Origin of the sequence: Woronichinia naegeliana WA131 (assembly GCA_025370055.1) — a bacterium.
In the GTDB taxonomy this organism is placed as follows: domain Bacteria; phylum Cyanobacteriota; class Cyanobacteriia; order Cyanobacteriales; family Microcystaceae; genus Woronichinia; species Woronichinia naegeliana.
On record CP073041.1, the window covers coordinates 6,592,712 to 6,615,421 of the forward strand.

19 protein-coding genes and 1 other RNA gene are annotated in these 22,710 nt (G+C 42.2%); 9 read left to right on the forward strand and 11 right to left on the reverse strand.

Features of this window, described 5'->3' with window-relative positions:
• Positions 1–118: 118 nt before the first annotated feature.
• The 8 genes from KA717_33515 to KA717_33550 all read right to left on the reverse strand — a co-directional run bounded on the left by KA717_33515 (position 119) and on the right by KA717_33550 (position 10,599).
• Positions 119–3,853 (reverse strand): Eco57I restriction-modification methylase domain-containing protein, encoded by a 3,735-nt coding sequence (locus KA717_33515; protein UXE60418.1) that lies wholly within the window; start codon positions 3,851–3,853, stop codon positions 119–121.
• 81 nt (positions 3,854–3,934) lie between these two features.
• Positions 3,935–5,671 carry a mechanosensitive ion channel gene (locus KA717_33520; GenBank protein UXE60419.1) on the reverse strand — a complete coding sequence of 579 codons (1,737 nt, stop codon included), beginning with the start codon at positions 5,669–5,671 and terminating at the stop codon, positions 3,935–3,937.
• A 139-nt stretch (positions 5,672–5,810) separates the two neighbouring features.
• A complete protein-coding gene (locus KA717_33525; protein UXE60420.1) occupies positions 5,811–7,082 on the reverse strand; it encodes a 2-oxo acid dehydrogenase subunit E2 in 1,272 nt (423 codons plus the stop codon).
• Positions 7,083–7,186: 104 nt separating this feature from the next.
• Complete coding sequence (locus tag KA717_33530; protein ID UXE60421.1) at positions 7,187–8,323, reverse strand: hypothetical protein; 1,137 nt, start codon at positions 8,321–8,323, stop codon at positions 7,187–7,189.
• A 9-nt stretch (positions 8,324–8,332) separates the two neighbouring features.
• Positions 8,333–8,429: signal recognition particle sRNA small type (gene ffs, locus KA717_33535), an RNA gene on the reverse strand.
• Positions 8,430–8,462: 33 nt separating this feature from the next.
• Positions 8,463–8,759 (reverse strand): Asp-tRNA(Asn)/Glu-tRNA(Gln) amidotransferase subunit GatC, encoded by a 297-nt coding sequence (gene gatC / locus KA717_33540; protein ID UXE60422.1) that lies wholly within the window; start codon positions 8,757–8,759, stop codon positions 8,463–8,465.
• Between the two features lie 405 nt (positions 8,760–9,164).
• Entirely contained in the window at positions 9,165–9,686 is a 522-nt protein-coding gene (locus KA717_33545; protein ID UXE60423.1) for a photosystem I assembly protein Ycf3, read from the reverse strand.
• An 88-nt stretch (positions 9,687–9,774) separates the two neighbouring features.
• Positions 9,775–10,599 carry a carbohydrate ABC transporter permease gene (locus tag KA717_33550; protein UXE64857.1) on the reverse strand — a complete coding sequence of 275 codons (825 nt, stop codon included), beginning with the start codon at positions 10,597–10,599 and terminating at the stop codon, positions 9,775–9,777.
• A gap of 153 nt (positions 10,600–10,752) precedes the next feature.
• Here KA717_33550 and KA717_33555 point away from each other — a divergent pair, with 153 nt between their 5' ends.
• From KA717_33555 to KA717_33565, 3 genes are all read left to right on the forward strand, one after another.
• Entirely contained in the window at positions 10,753–11,550 is a 798-nt protein-coding gene (locus tag KA717_33555) for a hypothetical protein (GenBank protein UXE60424.1), read from the forward strand.
• A gap of 17 nt (positions 11,551–11,567) precedes the next feature.
• Complete coding sequence (gene uvrC / locus KA717_33560; GenBank protein ID UXE60425.1) at positions 11,568–13,439, forward strand: excinuclease ABC subunit UvrC; 1,872 nt, start codon at positions 11,568–11,570, stop codon at positions 13,437–13,439.
• 204 nt (positions 13,440–13,643) lie between these two features.
• Positions 13,644–15,023 carry an AAA-like domain-containing protein gene (locus KA717_33565; GenBank protein UXE60426.1) on the forward strand — a complete coding sequence of 460 codons (1,380 nt, stop codon included), beginning with the start codon at positions 13,644–13,646 and terminating at the stop codon, positions 15,021–15,023.
• Between the two features lie 467 nt (positions 15,024–15,490).
• On the opposite strand, the gene rplY is transcribed toward KA717_33565, so the two are convergent.
• Positions 15,491–15,817, reverse strand: coding sequence for a 50S ribosomal protein L25 (gene rplY / locus KA717_33570; protein ID UXE60427.1), 327 nt, complete (start codon positions 15,815–15,817; stop codon positions 15,491–15,493).
• Positions 15,818–15,873: 56 nt separating this feature from the next.
• Positions 15,874–17,214, reverse strand: a complete 1,341-nt coding sequence (locus tag KA717_33575) for an adenylosuccinate synthase (protein UXE60428.1) — start codon at positions 17,212–17,214, stop codon at positions 15,874–15,876.
• A 423-nt stretch (positions 17,215–17,637) separates the two neighbouring features.
• On the opposite strand from KA717_33575, the gene petG reads away from it, so the two are divergent.
• Both petG and KA717_33585 read left to right on the forward strand, forming a co-directional pair.
• Positions 17,638–17,754, forward strand: a complete 117-nt coding sequence (petG, locus tag KA717_33580; GenBank protein ID UXE60429.1) for a cytochrome b6-f complex subunit PetG — start codon at positions 17,638–17,640, stop codon at positions 17,752–17,754.
• A 119-nt stretch (positions 17,755–17,873) separates the two neighbouring features.
• Positions 17,874–18,428: a phycobiliprotein lyase gene (locus KA717_33585; protein UXE60430.1), complete on the forward strand. Its 555-nt coding sequence runs from the start codon at positions 17,874–17,876 to the stop codon at positions 18,426–18,428.
• On the opposite strand, the gene murG is transcribed toward KA717_33585, so the two are convergent.
• Positions 18,425–19,486 carry an undecaprenyldiphospho-muramoylpentapeptide beta-N-acetylglucosaminyltransferase gene (murG, locus tag KA717_33590; protein ID UXE60431.1) on the reverse strand — a complete coding sequence of 354 codons (1,062 nt, stop codon included), beginning with the start codon at positions 19,484–19,486 and terminating at the stop codon, positions 18,425–18,427. The genes KA717_33585 and murG overlap by 4 nt on opposite strands.
• Positions 19,487–19,607: 121 nt before the next feature.
• Here murG and KA717_33595 point away from each other — a divergent pair, with 121 nt between their 5' ends.
• The 4 genes from KA717_33595 to KA717_33610 all read left to right on the forward strand — a co-directional run bounded on the left by KA717_33595 (position 19,608) and on the right by KA717_33610 (position 22,693).
• Positions 19,608–20,420 carry a hypothetical protein gene (locus KA717_33595; protein UXE60432.1) on the forward strand — a complete coding sequence of 271 codons (813 nt, stop codon included), beginning with the start codon at positions 19,608–19,610 and terminating at the stop codon, positions 20,418–20,420.
• 30 nt (positions 20,421–20,450) lie between these two features.
• Complete coding sequence (locus KA717_33600; GenBank protein UXE60433.1) at positions 20,451–21,071, forward strand: DUF4340 domain-containing protein; 621 nt, start codon at positions 20,451–20,453, stop codon at positions 21,069–21,071.
• A 21-nt stretch (positions 21,072–21,092) separates the two neighbouring features.
• Positions 21,093–21,368, forward strand: a complete 276-nt coding sequence (locus tag KA717_33605) for a DUF6439 family protein (protein UXE60434.1) — start codon at positions 21,093–21,095, stop codon at positions 21,366–21,368.
• Positions 21,369–21,652: 284 nt separating this feature from the next.
• Positions 21,653–22,693, forward strand: coding sequence for a TIGR03790 family protein (locus tag KA717_33610; GenBank protein ID UXE60435.1), 1,041 nt, complete (start codon positions 21,653–21,655; stop codon positions 22,691–22,693).
• Positions 22,694–22,710: the final 17 nt, after the last annotated feature.

Here is a 22,710-nt window from a genome sequence, read left to right on the forward strand (position 1 = left end):
GTAAAGAAAACGGAAAGATAGTTTTTTCGGGCGATCGCCGAAGATAGCCTTTAGCTCTGTCTAACCAGAATTTGTATTTCTCAGAGTTCAGGTTTTTGATTTGAGTGATTTTTCTTTGTCACCTCTCCCCTTCTACTATTTTAATCTCTTCTTCTGTCAAGCCATAAAGTTGATAAACTAAAGCATTGATCGCCTGTTCTAATTCGTTCGTATCAGCTTTAGGATCGCCTTTTTTAGCATCAAGACATTTCTGCACAAGTTTTTCCATTGCTGTACGTTGTGATTCGGTTGCGGCAGGAATGGTAACCTGAGAAACATAAATTGGTTTGAACTCAAGAAATCCTCCTTGTCTTAACGCGGCATTTTGAGATATTACATATTGAGCTGCTTTAGAATTTAGAATTGCTAACAAATAATTATTATTTTCTGAAACAATTAAATTAGCAGGAGCGCAAACATACGAATTAACTGGAGCAAGAGCGAATTGAGGTGAGGTTGCTAGATTGCCCCAAACAATTTTAGATTTTTCAAATTCTTGCCAGTACGCAACATTATCTTGAATTTCATACCATTCATAACTACCAGCTTTACGTCCTCCTTCTACGCCAGCAGTTAGTCGATCTCTATATTGACTAAGATATTTTTCAATTGCTGGATAATTTTTAATATTAATCCCTCGTCTTGTAAAAATTAAATATAAATCTTGATAATCAACACACCATCTTTTAACATCACGACCACGTAACAAAGGTTTAATTACTTTTGATGACGAAGGATGCTCATTAATTAATCTGTCACGGGTTGCGCGATCAATAACAAAAGCCTCATTTAATCCTGTCTTAATTCCATAATATAATGCACCATTTACATGCTCTCCTAAAGGTCTGCCAATATTTCGTAATTTAGTTAATAAATCAAAGTTTTGAGAAGATTCTAAACGCCAACCGTCAGGCTTTAAATTTGCTTGTAAAATCCTTAAACCGTCTTGCTCTAATATTGTTGCAAACTGCGCAATATCTTGTTTTTTAGCTTCATCCCATGACAAAGCTTGTACTTGATTATTTTCAGGTTTGGCTTTACTTAAAGTGATGATACTTGGATAGGCTATAGCCTCTTCAAAAACAGGATAATCCCCAAAATCAATTAAGTTATAAATAGTTGTTGAATCCGTCAAAAACTGGCGTAATTTCTCACCATAGCCAGCCCGAAAATATTTATTAGAAGAAATATATGTTAGATGACCATTTGGCTTTAATAAGTTTAAGCCCAACTCATAGAAATAAACAAATAAATCCGCAACACCCGTATAACACTGATAATTTCGTTCTAGGAATGGTTTCAATTCTTTAATTTCCTCTTGACGGATATAAGGCGGATTACCAATTACAACATCAAATCCGACAAAGTCACTATCGTCATTTAAAACTTGAGGAAATTCAAATCGCCATTCAAAAGTATTGCTGTATATTTCGTCTTTTTGAGCAGTCTTCTCTTTCTCCACTTGTTCCAGTTTCTTAATTTCAGATCTTAATTTGGTAATATCTTTGGCAACCTCATTGGGATCGATAACTGGAAGCGTTGATTGTTGCATCATATCTTCTAGCTTCTTACGCAGGCTTTTTAATTTTTTGGATTCTTTATGGGTTTGTTTTAGACAATTTTTCAAATTCGCCTTTTGCTTTTTCATGTTATTTCTAATATTGTGCTTTTCTATAGAGACTGTAGCACTAAAATAACTTTTTACTGTGTTTTTGTATTCATTTATCAGTGATTGGTTTTTCTGCTGAAATAAGATCAATTTCAAATCGACATCTATACCAAATTGACTAATTAGAGAATTTCCTTCTTTAATATTGATGTCAATATTTGGCAAAGTTTCCAGCTTCCCATCAACCCGATAATAAGCGTGTTTTAAAAGCTCAATCCACAACCGCAAACGACAAATATTTACCGAATTGGGATTAATATCTACCCCAAACAAACAACCCTCAATAATTGTCTGCTTCTCATGAAATAATGTCTCCTGTACTCGTTGTCTTTCCGCATTATTAGGACGATAATCAAATAACTTCCCCTCATCATCATAGACTAATAACTTATCATTCCGTACCTCCACTCGATAATCCCTTAACGACATACCCTCTTTATCTAATAAAACCCGTAACTCGCTCTTAATCGCAATCATTTCATTCAAAGCTGAAACCAAGAAATGTCCCGAACCCACCGCAGGATCGCAAATCTTGAGACTATTGATAATTGCATTTGCCTCCATTTTATCTTCAATTCTTCCATGCAAATCCCTGATTTTCTCACAATTCCAGCCCTTCACCTCATTAAACTTCTGCACCACCGCCCGCCGTATCGTCTCGCGGCACATATACATCGTAATGAAACTCGGCGTATAAAAAGAACCATCCTTATAACCATTAATCTTTTCAAAAATCAAACCTAAAACTGACGCATTAATTAACTTCTCACTGTCCTCTTGTGAATCTTCAGACTCATCCCGATCAAATCTGTAAGCACTCAAAAACTCAAATAAATACTTCAAAGTATTTATATTCCCTGATCGTCTATTGCCATTGCTATCTTTTAAAACAGTTGCTCCAAAAATAGGCAAAGCGCGATCTTTGAGATTACCCATTAAAATTGTTTCATGCTCAATCTCTAGTAGCTCAAATAATGAGCTATTTAGATAAGGTATATTTGCAAAAGTATCTTTAACATCTTTTTCTCTTTTATTTTCTTCTTTCGCTAAAATATCAAAGAACAGTCCATCAAGATCATTATAACTTTTGACTTTTTCTAAGTTCAAAAATGCAAATTCACGAATAGAATCTAGATCGCCTTGATGATATTTAATTAACTGCGCTTCCAATAACTTCAAAAACAAAATGCGATTAATCCAATTAATCGACAACCGCAATGCCACATTAAAAAGCCTCTCCTCATCCGTATCACCAAACTCTTCAGGCTTAGACAAGCGCGACAACTTACCCAAACTCTCCAAACGACTAATCGCATTCTCAATTAAAGAACCAGCTTGGCGATCGCCTTCCTTCACCCGTCCAATTAACTTCTTGCCCTTATCCTTAACTTCCGTCAAACCAATGATATACAGCAACTCATTATAAAAAGGCTTATTTAAACTATTGCTATCATTAACAAAAGGCAACTTGAGCAAATGCTCTGGCGTAAGAAACTTATACAGATCAATTAAATCCAGATTCTCCAGATCCCGCAAATCAAAATGCGTGAACTTAACGCGATCAATCACCTGGGCGATCGCTGGTTTAGCAATATTCTGATAAAAAAAGTCAGTTCGAGTTCCCGTTAATCCCCCCGCCATAAACTCTTCAAAGGTTTTAAGCAAAACTTTATCATTCGCAAAACAGCGTTCAAACTCGTGAGCATCAAACACAAACCACTCATAGCAATTGGTGATAATAAGATGCTTAAGCTCAAGATTTTTACCTGTCACCCGTTCCTGCAAAAAATAGAACAGTAATTGTTGTAAAGCCTTACCGTTAAGCTGTTCTGGTTTAGGCATTTCTGTCTTATTGGTCGGACTCTTCAATTCCAGAATCACACCGACCGCACTACTGCTATCTTTGCCCGTATGAATAACTAAATCGTAACGAGCTTTAGTATTAATAAAATACCGAGAATCATAATAGCTTTTCTTCAAAAAATCACTAATCAGATTCTTGTGAAACTCCTCACTTTCTGACTCCTGAATATTTCCCAGCAAAGCAAGCAAATTCTGGACAAAATGATTAACCTCATTGCCAACAGGATTAACTTTCAAAAATGCCTTATTAAGGGATTGACGAGGAGACCCGAAATTTACCATTAACCCAACTCCTGACTAAATCTGCTAACTTGCATAGGGCGATCGCTTATTTATTAAGAATAAATAGAGAATATTCTCTCCCTAGGAATCCAAAGGTTGATGGGGAGAGCGATCGCCTTTAGGTTGAGGCAGAATATTGTTAATAATCGAATTAAGGGGTTGAACTCGAAACCCAGGAGCTTGATAATCAGATTCAAGATAATTTTCAGGCATTGTACTTTGATTGCCATCCCTAAGGGCGGTGTAATGGGGAGACATAATTTCAATCCCGACTTCATTACATTTATCCTGAATATTTTGGTGTAGTTCCGCATAAATTTCCTTAATACGAATGGCTTGAGCCGTAGAAGCCCGTAGTTCGTAACTGACATAGAAATCATCCAAACTTGTCTGCCAAACACAGGGGGCTGGCTCTTCTAAAATATCCTGGGTGGCTAGGGCCGCATTAATCAGGGTTTCATGAACTTTACGCCAGGGAAGATCGTAACCGAGCGTCACCGTTGTATGAAGTACAAGGGGTTTTTGAATATCTCTGAGGCTGGCGGAATAATTGATGATACTACTAGCCACAATACTAGAGTTGGGAATGGTGACAATTTCATTGTTAGGAGTACAAATTCGTGTTGAAAGAATGGTTTTCTCAATTACAATTCCCGTGTAGCTATCTACCGAAATGCGATCGCCTAATTGAAAAGCACGGGTATAAATCATAATATAACCCCCCAAAAGATTCGCAATTGTACTGGCTCCTCCAACCGTTACCAAGGCCCCAATTAACAGAGAAATTCCTTGAAAAGCAGGCGAATCAAACCCCGGCAAATAGGGAAAAATAATTGCTGCTGCCATCGCTATGACCAGAAAAACTACAAGCTTATAGGTTGGTTGAGCCCATTCAGGATAGAATCCCCGTAGATGAATAGTCTGGTTTTCAAGGGCTTTAAAAAAGGGACGACAGAGACGAACGGTATAATAAGCAAGAAAGACAACTAATAAAAGAACAAATAAATTCGGTAAATAACCAACAAACGCTGACCAAACAGTATTAATTGCTTGGTAAAAAGAGGCTAAAACTTTCTTTGCCAAGCGTTCTGTTAAAGGAAAAAAGCTAAGAACGAGAGGAATATAAAAATATAAAATACTGAGAATAATTGCCCAGCGAAATACTCGTAATCCAGTAAAAAAAATTCCGGCTTCCTGCTCTGCCGATAAGATTTGCCACCGTTGAATATGAAGAGGACGAAAAAGAATCTCTCGACGCTGATTAATGGCCTGATAGATTTGTGGAAATAAAAACCCTAAAAATCGAAAAATCAATAAGACCACGATTGTTACAGCGATCGCTTCGATTGTTCCCCAAAGCAAACGACTCGGTTTACGACGTTCACGATATTGAATAATGGCATTGCGAATATCCTGTAGTCGATCCTGAGCCAGCTTATCCAAGGGCAAATTAGCTGCTTTTGCGTCAGCGTTAATAAACGAGACAATGGCATCTGTTTCTGTACCGATAATTCGTACTCCTTCCACTGAAAAAAGACGAATATCATCAGGAGATAAGCTATAGTCCTTAGCTACGTTTTCTAAATTCTTGATAACTCGTTTAACCCTTGGTGCCACTGGAATCCCAGGAATATCACCGAAAAAGTTGAAGACTGTTTCCCCATCTAGCATGACGGGATAAGGACGGGGAAAAGGAAGATTCGATGGCAGCGGTTGAGGCGTGATGGATGGCTGTGGTAAAGGATTTGCTGCTCCTAGAGAACTTTGGGCGATCGCCGGAACTAGGAAGGGAGAGCTAACGAATAAGTATCCGAGCAAAAAAAATAGACAAAGAACACACCCTAGCCGGTAAAGTCTTCTGATCATGGTAGGCAATCGCCTGTTAATTTAGGCTTTTTAGTTTAAGCGTTTAAAAAAGAGCCATAAGTCCCCCTTTGCAGAGGGATTTAAAGAGAGCTTAAAGCGTCAAAGATTGGGCATTAGTTTCAATCAACGTCGCTAAATCCTGTAGAAAAGCCGCAGCATGAGCACCATAAATAACGCGATGATCGCAGGTGACATTGACCATCATTTGACGTTTTACCCCGATCAAACCTTGATCATTAGCAACGACTTGTGAACGGGAAGCCCCGATCGCCAAAATACCACCTTGACCAGGGGGAAGAATGGCATCAAAACGATCCACGCCAAACATCCCCAGATTAGACAGCGTAAAAGTTCCAGAATTATATTCTTCCGGTTGCAACTGTTTAGCCCGCGCCCGCTCCACTAACTCCTTCCAACGACGAGATAGGGAATAAATATCCATTTGATCAGCATTTTGTAATACGGGTGTGATCAAACCACCATCGGGCATCGCCACCGCCATTGCCACATTGACCGAGGGATGATAGACAATTCCCGCATCAGAATAACTCGCATTGACAATGGGATGCTTTTTGAGCGTCACAGCCACTGCTTTCGCTAACAGAGCCGTCATAGTTACACCCTTGGCTTTAATTTGCTTGTACAGCTTATCCAGTTCGTCGGTGGTAATGGTATAACCAACCCGGAAAGTCGGAGCCTGCATGGCCGCTACCATGTTCTGTACCAAAGCCTTTTGGAAAGTGGTTAAAGGAACGGTTTCGCCTGGGGTGATAGTCGGAGTGACAACGGGGGCAGCTTTGGGCGTTGTGACAACGGGAGCCGAGACCACTGGAGCCGCAATAGTAGGGGTTTTACCGGCAGCTTTTTCCACATCTTCGGCCACAATGCGACCGTGAGGGCCACTACCTTTGAGAGTATTAAGATTAACGCTGAATTCTTTGGCTAATTTTTTAGCACGCGGGGAAGCGACAATTCTACCGTTGCCATTGGAAATAGTGGTTTCTGCTATAGGAGCAGCGATCGCTGGCAGAGGGGCCACTTCAGGAGTGGGAACTGACTTGGTTGTAGTTGGGGGTGTGGCAGCCGAGGAACCGCCTTTTTGTTGAGCTAGGGCAATTTCTTCTTGGGTTTCGGCAATATAGGCGATCGCACTACCCACAGGGGCTTCTTGACCGGCTTCTACCAAAATAATCGCCAAATAGCCCTCATAGAAGGACTCCACATCCATATCGGCTTTATCCGATTCTACGACCAGCACCGTTTCACCTTTGGCTACCTTATCACCAGGCGATTTTACCCAGGAAACAATCTTTCCTTCGGTCATGGTAGAACTGAGAGCAGGCATGAAAATATCGTGGATCATGGTGGAGTCTTCGCTACAGGTTCAAGATTGGATTTTAACAGAATTCGGCGATCGCAGCTTAGTACAAATAAACTTTGTTAAAGTTAATCCGGCCAAAAAGAAGCTTAGGAATGTAACGCTAAAAAAGCAACACTAGCGAGGCCTGATGCCGTCAGAAATATTGTTCTATTAGGAAGGGGATGATCCACCATAATCAGTAATCCCAATAAATAAACGTCCATAAAGACTCTTGTATAATTAAGGTAATAGTCTAAAATTAGTAAACTACTGACTGAAAAGAGTCCTAGATATAGCCAACTGCTCCAACGAATAGTATGATTATGGCTATGGAAATGATAACTTGACCAAATCGTTAAGCCAAAGACAATAATTAAAAGTCCAAAGAGATAACCTTCAAATAAATTTTTGCCCGTTAGTCCAGCTTGAAAGAGAGACATTCCCTTTTGAGCAATACCCACCAAGGGTAGGCCAAAATTGCCTGTGCCAGACGCGCCGGGTAATTTCAAGGCCAGAATATAAAGATGCCAAGCTAACCCAGGTATCAGGGCCAATAACAGAGGCAAAATAAATTTTTGTCTTTTCAGAACAATATTATTAATTAACAAAGCTAACCAAAGAATCAATAAAGTTTCGCGGGTTAAAATGGCTAAAGCCACCATAACAGCCATTAATTTAGCTTGATGACGATGTTCCCAATAGATAGCCGCAACCAGTAACAAACTGCCTAATAAATCTGCGGTTGAGAGGGATAAAACAATCCAAATGCCAGGAATAGCTAAGACCCCAATAGTCCTTTTCTCTGGTATCAAATGACCTTTAAAATAGGCCGTGACAAAACCGACAATCAAGGCGATCGCGATCGCATTTATGCCGACTAACGCATAGGGAATTAATTCGGGACTGCCTAATCCCAACAAATACCCCAATAGGGGATAGAGAATGCGACGATAGCGATAACTCGGATGATCTAAGGCGGCGATCGTGCCATCCTGTTTTAAAAAGGGATCGAGGGCAATACTCAAAAATTGCTGGCCATCGTAGCCCAATTCTCCTTTAAAAACAAAAGTTTGTTGTGGATCAAGGAGCGGCGAAAGGGGCAACACCGTCCCAATCCGAAAAAAGCCGGTAATATTGCCTGAAAACTGCTCAAAATACAGATAAAGAATGACAATGAGCGTTACCGCAAAGGCAACTAGCCCATAGATAATTTCAGACGGGAATCGAGAAAAGGTTTTATTCATCAAAAACTAAAAGACCCGGAGTTCACGCCTACCGTAAGCATCCCGTATTGCTGCTCCCTTCCGGGCCTGACAAGATTTGGGCGTTGCGATCGCATGAGTCCGAGTCAGAAACTAGCATAACATAGATTAGACAGACAAATTAATCTTCATCACTACTGAGGATTTGGGGAACCCGGAAAAAGTCCCCTTCTGGTTCGGGAGCTTGCTTGAGTAAATCTTCCCGATGGTCATAGAGAACCCGAACGTCTGGACGAGTAATATTGTTCAACTCAATGGCTCTAGTAGTGGGCTGTACATCTGTCGTATCTAACTCACTCAATTGTTCAAAATAGTCTAAGATACTACTGAGTTGTCCCGCAAACTGAATCTCTTCCTCTGGCGTAATTTCCAGACGAGCTAGATGAGCAATCTTGTGAACCTGTTCTTGATCAAGCATGAATTTAGGTAATAGTTAATAGTTGATAGTTGATAGTTGACAATTAATAATTAGCAACAAAAGATCTTTCCGCTTTACCTGAAAATCACTCCATCTGCCAATTTTCCCCCCTTATCAAGACTGCTGCGTACACACATCTATTTGCATCCCTAGAAGTTTGATCCCCCTGCCTACGGCATCCCCCTTAAAAAGGGGGACTGGGTTAAAGCCTTACATAGCAAGCTTTTTATCTTCTCCCCCCTTATCAAGGGGGGCTGGGGGGGATCTAGACTCAGCAAGGGTTTTAGAGACTTCTGTTTCTCCCCCCTTATCAAGGGAAGCTGGGGGGGATCTAGACTCAGCAAGGGTTTCAGAGACTTCTGTACAATGGATAACTTATCAGAAGGCATTGGAGGGGATCAAACCCTAGAAAAACACATCTATCTCCGATCGCCCTGTAATCTTCAGCCAATTTTGAGCCTCAATGTAATTATTCGGAGCCAAACGGATCGCCTGTTTCCAATACTCCGCCGCCTTATCAAAGAGAGATTCAGCCTCATCTTCATTGCCCATTTCCTTGGCCCGCTCCCCCTGATAGTGATAGATGACCGCCACATTATTAAGGGCAGAAGGCATTTGGGGATTAAGATCGATCGCCTGTTGATAGTAACCCAAGGCCCGTTCGTGTTCCCCATTACTGGCATGGATCAGAGCCATATTGTAGAGAATATAACTACGATCATTGGGATGCTCCTCTAGGGTGAGAGCCTCCTCATAATTTTCCAGAGCCTCCGCATATTCCCCTTCCGCCTGGGCAGACATACCATCACGGTAATAAACAAAGGCTTCCTTGGCTTTTTTGTTCGTTGGCAGAATTTTCAAAATGATATCCGCCATCACCGTAAAGCTCTTATCAATAAAATTGTCGTTCCGTTGAGTTCTAGGCATCGTCAGGTTTTTACAGAATTTCTCTAAAGTCTTGTGCTTGATCCTACCAAAGATTAACCGCTCCTGACTGCCCTAACCCCGAACTCTGTCACCCCTTTACCCCACTTCCCGCATCCGTCGGAATAATATAACGCTGTACAAAGATAAATAAAACAATAATGGGCGCGATCGAGATGATCGAACCTGCGGCAATTAACCGCCAGTCAAAGTCCAAGGCACTGGCCAATTTAGCCACCCCCAAAGGCAAGGTAAAATAATCGGGCTGATCTAGAACAATCAAGGGCCAGAGAAAATCACTCCAGGCACCAATAAACACAAAAATCGCCAAGGTGACTAAGGAGGGGCAAATGGCTGGAATCATCACGTGCCACCAGATGCCCAATTCCGTACAACCATCAATACGAGCAGCCTCTTCTAATTCCTTCGGAACCGCCTGAAAAGCTTGTCTCAACAGAAAAATCCCAAAAGCAGACGCTAGTCCTGGAAAAATCACCCCTAGATAGCTATTTCTCAAGCCAAATTGCACCGTTAGAATATACAACGGAATCATCACAATTTGAAAAGGAATCATTAAGGTAGCAACAATAACCGCTAAGAAGCTGTCACGTCCTCGAAAATTGAGTCGAGCTAAGGGGTAAGCCGCCAAAGCACAAAAGAATAGATTAAAGCCGACAGTTAAAACAGCAACAATTGTGCTATTAGCTAGGTAGCGACCAAAGGGATAATTTTGCAGAACTGCCAGAAAATTGGCCAAAGTCGCTTGTTCCGGCCAAATTTGCAAAGGTGAACCAAAAATATTTTCCGTTGGCGATTTTAAAGCAGTTCCTAGTAACCAGAGTAAAGGAAATAACATTAACAGGGCCATAACCCCTAGCAACAGATATATTCCGAAAGTCTTGACAAAACTGAACATTTTAACGGTGTTATTCATCTACATAAGTCACTATAATGGCATAGCGACTAGAATAATTTTTCCTGAAATTCCTGCCTCCCCCTTCTCCATCTATCTATGAAAATGAATTCCTGGATTCCTCAGACTTTAATCCTTACCACCTCTTTGACGGGGATGACGCTTCTACCCTTAAAAGTACAAGCAGCTAATATTGCACCCGTTTGCGACACGAGTACCACCTACGGATTTATGACCGTCTATCAGAATAGCAGCAATAACATCTGTCCTCCCTCTCCTGATTGGTCTAAGCAAATGGCCTTGGAATGGCGAGGAGGGGTAGTGGGACAGGCCGATTATGAATTTGGCTATGGAGAGAATGGTGCTAACGATCCACTGGCAGGCTCTATTTATCGAGATTGGACAAACAATGACAAGAATCAATTCTACAATTGGTCGGTGGACTATACCAAAGCCACAAAAACTTTTGTTTTAACCTTAGAATATAGTCCCAGTGAAATCTATACTCGCTCCTATACAAGTACGCTTGCCTCAGATCAGGTTAGTGCCTTGTCAATGTTGGCTAAGGTCAACGATAAAGCGGCCAATTACACCAGTTATATTTCCGTTGATCAGGTGATTTCTCTAGATGGTCAAGTGGCTCAAAATGGATCTTCTCCTTTAGCTATTGCCCAGTTTACCGGCAATAATAGCTCTAGTTCTGATCCTACTTTTACGGAACTCGCTTTACTCGGTCAATCTGGGACTGAAATTAAGCGGGTTCAGGGAAAATTTATGATGAATTGGTTAGGATCCATTAGTCCAAGTGATGCGGCCTTGCGCTCCAACATTACGATGGATTTTAAGCTTTTTGATGGCCAGAAAGTACCAGAATCGAATATGGCTTATGCTTTGTTGGCCTTACTGGGAGGCGTTAGTCTGAGTAAATTCTTAGGAAGAGGCCAAAAAAGATAAGAGATCCCAGTGAAGCTATGCCAAAAACGGAGTCATCTGCGGCTCTTATCCAGTCACCCGATCGCCTGGAGGCACGTTTGCAAGAAATTCCGGCGGATCCGGGTGTTTATTTGATGCGCGATCGCCTGGGAGAAATTCTTTATATTGGTAAAGCCAAGAAGCTACGGACTAGGGTAAGGTCTTATTTTCGGGAGTCCCAAGCCCATAGTCCGCGTATTGCGCTCATGGTGCAACAAATTGCTGAAATTGAATTTATTGTCACCGATACAGAGGGAGAGGCCTTGGCTCTAGAGGCCAATTTAATTAAACAACATCAGCCTCGCTTTAATATTTTATTAAAAGATGACAAAAAATATCCCTATGTTTGCATTACCTGGTCAGAAGATTATCCTCGTATTTTTATTACTCGCAAACGTCGTTTAGGAGCAGCCAAAGACCGTTATTATGGCCCCTACGTGGATACTCGACTACTGTCCCAAACCCTGCAACTAATTAAGCGAGTCTTTCCTCTGCGTCAACGTCCCAAACCGCTCTTTAAAGATCGTCCTTGTTTGAATTATGACATTGGTCGCTGTCCAGGGGTTTGTCAAAAATTAATTACGCCCGAAGATTATCATCAAACCTTGCAGAAAATAGCCATGATTTTTCAGGGTAGAACGCAAGAGTTAACCCAAAAATTACAACAGCAAATGGAGGCGGCCGCAGAAAATCTACGCTTTGAGCAGGCTGCTTTAATACGGGATCAACTATTGGCCTTAAATAGTCTCAATGCCGATCAAAAAGTGGCGTTACCGGATGATACGGTGTCACGGGATGCGATCGCCTTAGCGAGGGAGGGAGCCTATTGTGCCATTCAATTATTTCAAATTCGGGCCGGTCGTCTGATTGGACGTTTAGGTTTTTTTGTCGAGGGTGAGGAACTGGAGTCAGGCGCGATTTTACAACGGGTTTTAGAAGAACATTATTCCCAGGTAGAATCAGTGGAAATTCCCAAGGAAATTCTGGTTCAATATTCCCTACCGGATGAAGAAATTTTAGCCAATTGGTTAAGCGATCGCCGAGGTCGAAAAGTTAATCTTATTAATCCCCAACGTCAGGGTAAGGCGGATTTAATTGACCTAGTAGAAAAAAATGCCCGTTATGAATTAGAACGAACTCAACGGCAAGCAGAACAACATTTACAATCCCTAGAGGATCTAGCCGCAATTCTGGACTTAGCTGTTTTACCTAAACGCATTGAAGGCTATGATATTTCCCATATTCAAGGTTCTAATGCGGTTGCTTCCCAGGTGGTTTTTATTGATGGGATTGCCGCCAAACAACATTATCGCCATTACAAAATTAAAAATCCAGTTGTTACCATTGGTCATTCCGATGATTTTGCCAGTTTAGCAGAAGTCATTAGCCGACGCTTTAAACGTTATTTAGATCCTCAAACTAGTCGAGAAGATTTCCCTGATCTGGTCATGATTGATGGGGGTAAGGGCCAATTATCGGCAGTGGTTGCAGTTCTAGAGGAAATGAATTTTCTAGAGCAATTAACCCTGGTCAGTTTAGCTAAACAACGGGAAGAAATTTTTGTCCCTGGAGCATCTCAATCCTTGAATACCGATCCTGAACAAGCCGGTGTCCAACTTTTGCGCCGAGTTCGAGATGAAGCCCACCGTTTCGCTGTCACCTTCCATCGTCAACAACGACTAGCCAACAGTCGGCGATCGCGGTTAGAAGAAATTCCGGGATTAGGCTTTCAACGGCAAAAACAACTATTGGCCCATTTTCATTCCTTAGACTACATTCGAGAAGCTTCTCTAAAGCAATTACAAGAGGTAGAAGGCATTGGCAAACAGTTAGCAGCAGAAATCTATCACTATTTTCATCCCGTAACTTAAGGGTAAAAGGAGCTTGGTTTTCTCGCCGTAGGGCATATTTATAGGTAATCGCTTTACCGGCACTTTCATTGAAGGGAATTTCGCCAAACCAGATATTGGCATTTATGTATTCCAATGCATAGGCTTTACTGATATCCCAATTCCCTGTTTTAACTTGACAAAGACATTCTACAATCCTATAAGAAAAGGGTGGGTAAAGTTTAGATGTTAGATCGTCCTATCGCCTCACAGTCAATGCTGACCTGGGAACAAGCTAAAGCCGTTGCCGAACAAATTTTCTTCAAACGTTTTGGAGAACACTTAAAAGATGTTGAAATACAGGTGCTCCAAGGATCCTGGGAGGGTAAAACCTATGAAAAAATGTCCGATACTTATTTTCTCTCTGTCAATTATCTCAGAGGGGATGTTGGTAATAAGTTATGGCAAAAACTATCACAAGCTTTAGGAGAAGAGGTCACCAAAACAAATTTTAAAGGAGCTTTGGAGAGAGCCGCCCTATTGTTCAATTCTCCTTTATATTTTATGGTTGATACGTCTTTAGCCATTTCTACTTCATCACTAGAGAGTTTGAATTTACCCGATGGTGCCGTTAGTTTGAACTCACCCTTATATGTCATTAGAGATGGAGTTGAATCGGTTTGTTATCAAGCGATCGCCAAACCAGGAGCATTAATTCGGATTAAAGCGCCTAGACTGATGGGTAAAACATCACTAATGACCAGAATCTTGAACTGGGGACAATTTCTGAATTATCAGACGGTGTATTTAGATTTACAAAGTGTGGAGCGAGGAATTATCAGCGATTTGGATAGGTTTTTGCGTTGGCTATGTTTCAGGGTAGGAAAAGAATTAGCACTAGAAAATCAGTTAAAAGATCGTTGGGACACAGACATTTTAGGCAGTAATGATAACTGCACCGTTTATTTTGAGGAATATTTATTGCCTGCAAATCATTATCCCTTGCTTTTAACATTAGATAATATAGATCGAATTTTTCCTTTTGCAGAGGTCTTAGAAGACTTTTTAGGGATGCTAAGAAGTTGGCATGAAAGGGGAAAAGTGTCGTCCCATTGGAAACAATTACGTTTGGTTATAGCCCATTCCACGGAATGTTATCTTCCCTTAGATCTCAATCAATCTCCTTTTAATGCCGGAGTTCCAGTAGCATTATTGGAATTTAATGCCATACAAGTTCTTTCATTAGCCAGAATGCATGGATTGCTCTGGGAAGAATCGGCAATAGAAGCCTTGATGAGCATGGTGGAGGGACATCCCTATCTGGTGCGCTTGGCTCTTTATGAAATTAGTTCTGGACAAATTACACTAGAACAGTTATTGGCAGAAGCCGCGACTGAAGCAGGTATTTATAGTAATCATCTGCGGCGACATTTGGAGATTTTGCAAAAGGTACCTGAATTAGCTAAAGCATTTCAACAGGTGGTCACATCCTTGGAGCCGGTGGAGTTAGATTCAATGCAAATTTATAAGTTACATAGCCTGGGATTAGTGCAACAGCAGAATAATCAGGTTGTGCCTCGCTGTAATTTATATCGAGCGTATTTTCGTCGCGTTTTATCGGCTTAATTATGTCAATTTAATTAAGGCCTTTACCAATTTCCATGGCTTTTCAAGCTTTTTCCTTCACAACAGCAGCAATACAAATGCCCGCAGCAAATGACGGATGGCGATGCCGAAGGCACACTTCGTGACCGCGGCGTATGTTGATGAGATGGCCGATGGCAACAAAACCCTAACATTTCAAAGAACGGCAGAACAATATAGGTGAATTTTCAGCTTTTTGCACCTTTTTCAAAATTTTACTTGCTGTAAATTTTTCGTTGATTATATCTGATGTTATCGCGGAAGTCTTATCATCCCTTTTGACAGGAAAAGCTATCAACGAATTATTTACAGGTAGGATTTGCTTCTGGTTGATGATTTAAGCCTTGCGTTTTGACCCAACGCCCAAAAATGAAATAGAAAGGAAAAGTAACTGACTCTCCCTTTCTAACTTTTAGATCACGAATTGAGATAATTAATGGGCGATCGCCTTACGCTTCTGCTGCCGCTGCTGAATTAGCATTAGCCACATAGAAAAAGCTCAAATGATAAAGCGTCCGTTTCCAAGGATGAGATTGAATTTCTCGAATTAACGCCTTGCCTTCCCAGGATAAATCGGGAATTTTGACATCCACTAACGTTTCATTGGCTTTAGCATAACGAAGAAGGGTTACAGCTTCCTTAGAGCCAACAGTCAGGGAAATGGATTCCGTGCCATTGTGACCATAAAGCGTAGCAGGAATCAAACCTTCCCGACGTAGGGCTTTCGGATTGCTATTTTCAGGACGTTTTTGACATTCAATGGTAGTAACAGACATAGTATTCTAGGAAATGATAAAGTTAACAAAAAGCAGAAAAATTTAAGGCCGCTCACTTAAAGGCTATGACCCACTGGCGTACCATTTGCATCCAACAAAGCACGCTTTGGCCCATGGATCGGGTCTTCCACAATAATCGTTTGATCCCGACTCGCACCGAGAGAAATGATCGCAATCGGAACCGCCATCAACTCCGCCAGAAATTTCAGGTAATTTAAAGCTTGTTGGGGTAAATCCGCCAAGTCGCGACAGTTTTCCGTCGATTGTTGCCAACCAGGCAGAGTTTTATAAATAGGCTTGCAACGGGCAAACTCACTGGCATTGCCAGGAAAATGATCGCAGGTTTTACCATCTAGTTCATAGGCCACACAAACTTGAATCTCTCCCAGCTCGTCTAGGACATCTAACTTGGTAATCGCTAAACAATCCAAACCATTGATTCGTACTGCATAACGACAAATCACCCCATCAAACCAACCGCAACGGCGACGACGACCAGTGGTTGTCCCAAACTCAGCTCCGCGATCGCAAAGATGCTGATTTAGTTCGCCATATAGTTCGGTCGGAAACGGCCCTTCCCCCACACGGGTGGTATAGGCTTTAGCGACCCCGATTACCCGATCAATCATCGTTGGGCCAATCCCTGCCCCCACACAGGCTCCCCCCGCTACCGGACTAGAGGAAGTTACATAGGGATAGGTGCCATGATCGAGATCAAGTAACGTCCCTTGTGCCCCCTCAAACAGAATATTTTTCCGTTTTTGAATAGAATCATAAATCTTCAAAGAACTATCCACCACATGGGGGCGTAACCGCTCCGCATAATGCAGATACTCTTGGATAACAACTTCGGGGTCAAGGGGGGGAAGATCGTACAGCTTTTCTAAAACAACATTTTTATAATTGACCGTCCAGATCAACTTTTTGCGTAGGGTTTTCGGATCCATCAGATCAACGACCCGAATCCCCGTCCGTTCCGACTTATCCGCATAGGTGGGGCCAATGCCTCTCCCTGTCGTACCAATTTTATGCTTACCCCGTCGTTCCTCGGATGCTTGATCCAAAAGACGATGATAAGGCATCGTAACGTGGGCCGTCTGGGAGATATACAACTGTGAAACGGAAACCTGAAAGGCTTCTAGCTGATCAATCTCCTGCAAAAGGACTTTCGGATCAATCACGGTTCCTGAACCAATAATACATTCCGTGTTAGGGTAAAGAATCCCCGATGGAATGAGGTGCAGCTTAAAAGTCTGACCATTTACGACAATGGTATGTCCGGCATTAACTCCCCCCTGGGGACGAACGACCACATCGGCTGACCGACTCAATAAATCCGTAATTTTCCCTTTTCCTTCGTCGCCCCACTGAGCGCCGATTACAATTACGTTAGCCAAGAGCTTTTTCTTTGAAAATTACTAAATGAAAGTTTACACAAACTATCACTATCTCACTTTGCTTTCATCTTGTCAAGATCAAAATCAACATTTCCAGGGCGATCGCATCTTATTTTTGAAAGATAGGCTGGATAAGGGTTTCCGAGATCATGATTGATTTTTTATGAAACGCTGAAAGTTTTATCAGATAAGGAGTCTAGAATTTAGATGCGTTTGCCCTGTCAACATTTCAGCAATTCCAAATTCAAAATTTGATATCTCTGAAAGCCTTACAACAAGAGAACTTTACAATTCTTGATAATTTGTGAGAATTTTAACTCGCGGCTGAGTTTGTAGTCAATAATTACTAGATCTAGATATTCTCTAGATCTTATTTTTTTAGGGTATATTTAATAACTTAGAGTAAATCCAAGGAGAAATAACGTGATTGAACCACTTTTACTGGGCATTGTACTTGGCTTGATTCCCATTACCCTGTCAGGATTATTTGTGGCCGCTTACCTACAATATAAACGGGGTAATCAGTTCAATTTGGATTAGCGGTAGGGGGGCAAGACGGTTTGATTTGATGCCTGCTCACCGCCCCCATCTTCCCTGATCTGGGTATTCTGGGAAAACCGCGCTATGATCTCGCCTAAGAGATTTTAAGATTCAGGGTTATGCAGGAAAACACTTTTTTTGATTTTTTTGATTGCTGTATCGGCAGTTGGCAGACAGAGCGGACTTATCACTATCTCACCCATCAGGAAGTAGAGCGATCGCGCACAGAATTTACCATTGCAACCCTCAGTAATGTTCAGAAACAAAAAGTTTTAACCGATAATCAATATGATCTGATTGGCGAATTAGGCAACTTTCCTGGTTTCAATTTGGGGTTTTATACCCTTTCTGAAAAAGGGGAAGAGGTTTCTCAGAACTTGAATCTGATCTTTATTCCCCTCATTGAAACGCCAGATTACCTAGAAGGAGACTATTTGCGAGATCGGGCCTACGAAGAAGCCAAGCCAATTATTTCCCATTTTCGCTTTGATATGGCCAAACGAGAATTGGTGATGACCACCCAATATACCAGAGTCGTTTCTGTGGATTCGATTACCCTGATTAATCCCACCTTTCGTATTCGTCGCATTATCAATTACCAGCGTCCCGAACCAGGACAACCCTTGACAACTCCAAGCTTAGTGGGTTTTGGGGTGGAATTGAAGGTTGTTTAAACAGTATGGGCTTGACGCACTACGTCTGCTAATCTTTCGGCACTGTCTATCACGGCTAACCTACTAGCGGCCTCGGCCATCTGAGCTAATTTTTCCGGCGATCGCAGTAAATCTAGGACAACGCTTTCTAGGGTTTCAACGGTTAGCTGATTTTGACTATAAACCTGAGCAGCACCGCGATCGCCAAAAACTTGGGCATTAAAACGTTGATGATCTTCCGCCGCAAAGGGATAGGGAATTAAAATCGATGGTGTGCGAGTCACCGCTAATTCCGTTAAAGTACCGGCACCGGAACGACTAATGGCCAAATCAGCCCGTTGCAATAATCCGGCCATGTTGTCATAGAAAGGTAAAGCCAGATAATGGGGATGGCTGAATTTTTCCGCTTCAGGATCATTTTGTCCGGTTAAATGAACCACATAGGCCCCCGCTTTCACCCAGGCAGCCACACAGGGACGTACTTTTTGGTTCACAGAGACGGCTCCCTGGGAACCCCCGGCGACGACGATTAACTGGCGATCGCTGGGAATATCCAGATCTAGGGGTTGGGATTCCCGAAAAATGGAGCGAACTGGAGTGCTAACCCAAAGGGTAGGAATTCGCGTTAAATATTTAGCTGTTCCCTCAAAGCCCAATGCCACTCGATAGCACCAGCCCCCTAGCCAATAGGTCACTTTGCCTGGAATGAAATTAGCTTCGTGTAAGATAACGGGAATGCCTAAACTTTTAGCGGCAACAATGGTTGGCCCTGCAATATAACCGCCAGTTGTACAAACGACATCAATCCGTTGCTTTTGTAGTAATCTACGAACTTGAAAAACTGAGGCCACTAAACCCCAAAAAATTTTGATACTTTTGAGTTGCAATCCTCCCTGAAAACCTGCCACGGGAATGGTATGTAACGGGTATTCCTTGGGAACCAGGGTTTGTTCAAGACGATTAGGAACCCCTAACCATTCAATCTGGTAATCAGGTAACTGTTGGGCCAGAGCCAAGGCCGGAAAAAGATGTCCTCCTGTACCACTAGCTGCGATCAGTAAACGAATCGGTTCAGACATGCTTGCCAAAGTTCATTTGTCAGTTGTCAAGTGCAGGGTCATAATATAGCTTGTGGGGGTTAAATCCAAGGATTCATCTCTCGCGGGCTATTCAACTGTTTGTTACTCAACATCACTTTTCATGATACCACTTCAGTTTTCGGGCAGCCTCGCCTTGTCTTTTCCTCACATGAGAAAGCGATCGCTGGCTTTTTTGTTAAGTTTCGGTATAACCTTGACGGTGGCCCATCGTTTACAAGCGGCTGAACCCAGTAGTGCTCCCCCTCAGTTAACTACCGCTATTAGCAAAATTGATGCGACTGCCAATCAACACAATCTTGAGCAGTTAAAACAACTGTATAGCCCCAACTTTACCACCAGTGATAGCATCGACTACCCAACTTTTGAGGCGGCCCTACAATCCCTGTGGAAACGTTATCCTGATCTGAAATATAGTACCCAATTAAAGTCCTGGGAAAAAGATGGTGATACACTGGTGGCCCAAACCGTGACCAAAATGGAAGCGACTAGCCAATGGCAGGGAATGCCCGCTAAATTTCGGGGCGTAGTAGAATCCCGTCAAGTGTTTCAGGGAGATAAACTACTGCGGCAGGAGATCCTCAGCGAGAAAATGACCCTGACCTCTGGCGCGAATCCGCCCGAAGTCGATGTGCGTTTACCCGAAATGGTTAGACCGAATCAGGAATTTGATTTTGATATTATCTTGCGTGAATCGATTGGCAATAATTTATTGGCAGGAACAGCTTTTACCCAGGATATTGACAAAGCCAGTTATCTCAATCCCGTTAATCTCAATTTAGAACTGTTGCAATCCGGCGGTTTATTTAAACGGGCCAAGGCTCCGGCTAAACCGGAAGATCGTTGGCTATCTGCCCTGCTTGTCAGTGCTGATGGTGTTACCTTGGTGACTCAACGCCTACGGGTAGAAAAGTAAGTCAAAGGATAAGGAGATTGAATGTTCAAATTGCCCAAAACGACTTTAATCCTAGGCGGTATGGCAATTTTGCTGGCAGGGGGAGTTACGTTTCAGGAGATGCAACGGAATGCTACTCCGCCACCGATCGCGACAACGACGAAGCATTTTGATTTTACTCCCGATACTATTCAGGCGATCGCCATTGAGCATAAAGGCCAAATTTTAAAACTGTACCGAGGTTCCGAAGCTAAACCGACCTGGAAAATGGATCAACCAACACCCGTGGAAGTTAGTGAACCGGCTGTCAGTTTTTTGAGTAATCTGTTAGTGGATAGTCAAAGCGATCGCGATTTCACAACTGATGCCAAGAAATTGCAGGAATATGGTTTAGTGCAACCTCAAGGCAAACTGATCATTCAACTCAAGAATGGCAAAACCCATTATCTGCTGCTCGGTAATGCTGATTTTAAAGGTGATTCCCTCTATGCAATTGTTGATCCTCCCGATCCACCAACCGCCCAAGTAAAAATCCGTTTAGTCTCCAGAACCTTTCAAGATCTCATCCAGCGATCACTCCAGGATTGGCGCAAAGTCGATAGCTCTCAACCCAATCCAGCCCCATCTCCCCAGTCTCCCTCTCCCCCCACCTCCCAGTCTCCCCAAGATTAACCCTTTTCCCTCTTAAAACCCATGCCTCTTCCCACCGCCATTGCCACCGATCTGAGCACCCTTGCTCTAGCCCAAGCCCTCGCCGAACGTTTAGTTATTTCTCCCCAGGATTGGCATCGACTCAAAGCCAACCGTAAAGCCCAAGCCAGTCAAGATCTAGCGGCGGCGATCGTCTATTTACTGAATGATCACCCTGAAGAAGCTCTCAACCATATTAAACAAGCTGAGGGTTGGTTAGATCGCTCCATTTCTGCTCCCCCCTGTCCCAGCCATGGCCATAATCATCACACTAAATAAATTTCCTGGCTCTCTAGAATTGAGGTGCTTGAACAAGGGAATATTAAGCTGTCGTGCATTTAGATTGCATCGTGACCTGTTCTGAAAGCGTTATACTTCAAACGGCTACAATTTACGATTTTCATTAAAACGGTCTGATCCCCCTAAATCCCCCTTAAAAAGGGGGACTTGACCCTGAACTTTAAGAGTTCGATAAATTCAAACTATGACCGTTTAAAGTATATAAAAAGGGGCTTAATTCCCTTGCTTATGTGTTAGACAAAAATAGGGCTTAAGCAGATGTTATGTTAGATGATTTTCTCAAAATTCCCTTACTAGGTTTTTGTTTGCTTAACTTAAGCGGTTGCGATTGGATTAGCCGCCAAGTTTCTCCTCCTACTCAATTTACCGCTAAAAATTTGGCCGTTATTGTCAATGAAGCCGATCCGCTTAGTGTGCAAATTGGAGAATATTATCAAAGAAAACGTCGTATTGCTGCTCGTAATATTATTAAAATTTCCTTTCCGCCTCAACAAACGGCTCTAACACCAGAAACATTTAAGGAATTAAAGGCGGCAGTTGATGCCCAAACTCCTAGCATGGTTGAAGGTTATGCCTTAACCTGGGCGGCTCCCTATCGAGTCGGTTGTATGTCCATTACCAGTGCTTTTGCCTTTGGGTTTAATCCGGCTTTTTGTGCTAATGGCTGCAATCCAACGGCTGTCAATCCTTTTTTTAATCAAGAAACGATTCATCCTTACAAACACTTAAAAATCCGCCCAACCATCATGTTAGCGGCCACCAATTTTGAACAGGCAAAACAATTAATTGATCGCGGTGTGGCGGCGGATGAAACTTTTCCCACCGGAACAGCCTACCTTCTCAATACAACAGATAAAGCTCGTAATGTGCGATCGCAATTTTATCGTTTCATTACTAACTCAATGCCTTTTCAATTTGATATTAAAGAGATTAAAGGTGATGTGCTGGAGAATAAAACCGATGTGATGTTTTACTTTACTGGGTTAGCACAAGTCGAAAAATTAAATACCCTGCGCTTTCGTCCAGGCGCGATCGCCGATCATTTAACCTCCTTAGGCGGACAACTTACCGATAGTAGTCAAATGAGTAGTTTACGATGGTTAGAAGCTGGAGCAACGGGAAGTTATGGGGCAGTAGTAGAACCCTGTAATTTTCCGCAAAAATTTCCCTATCCTGCTATTTTGATTCAATCCTATTTGAATGGTAGTACCCTACTAGAAAGTTACTGGAAAAGTGTTGCTTGGCCAGGTCAAGGCGTATTTATTGGCGAACCGTTAGCGCGTCCTTTTGGCTATATTCATTAGTAATCTATCTCTGATGG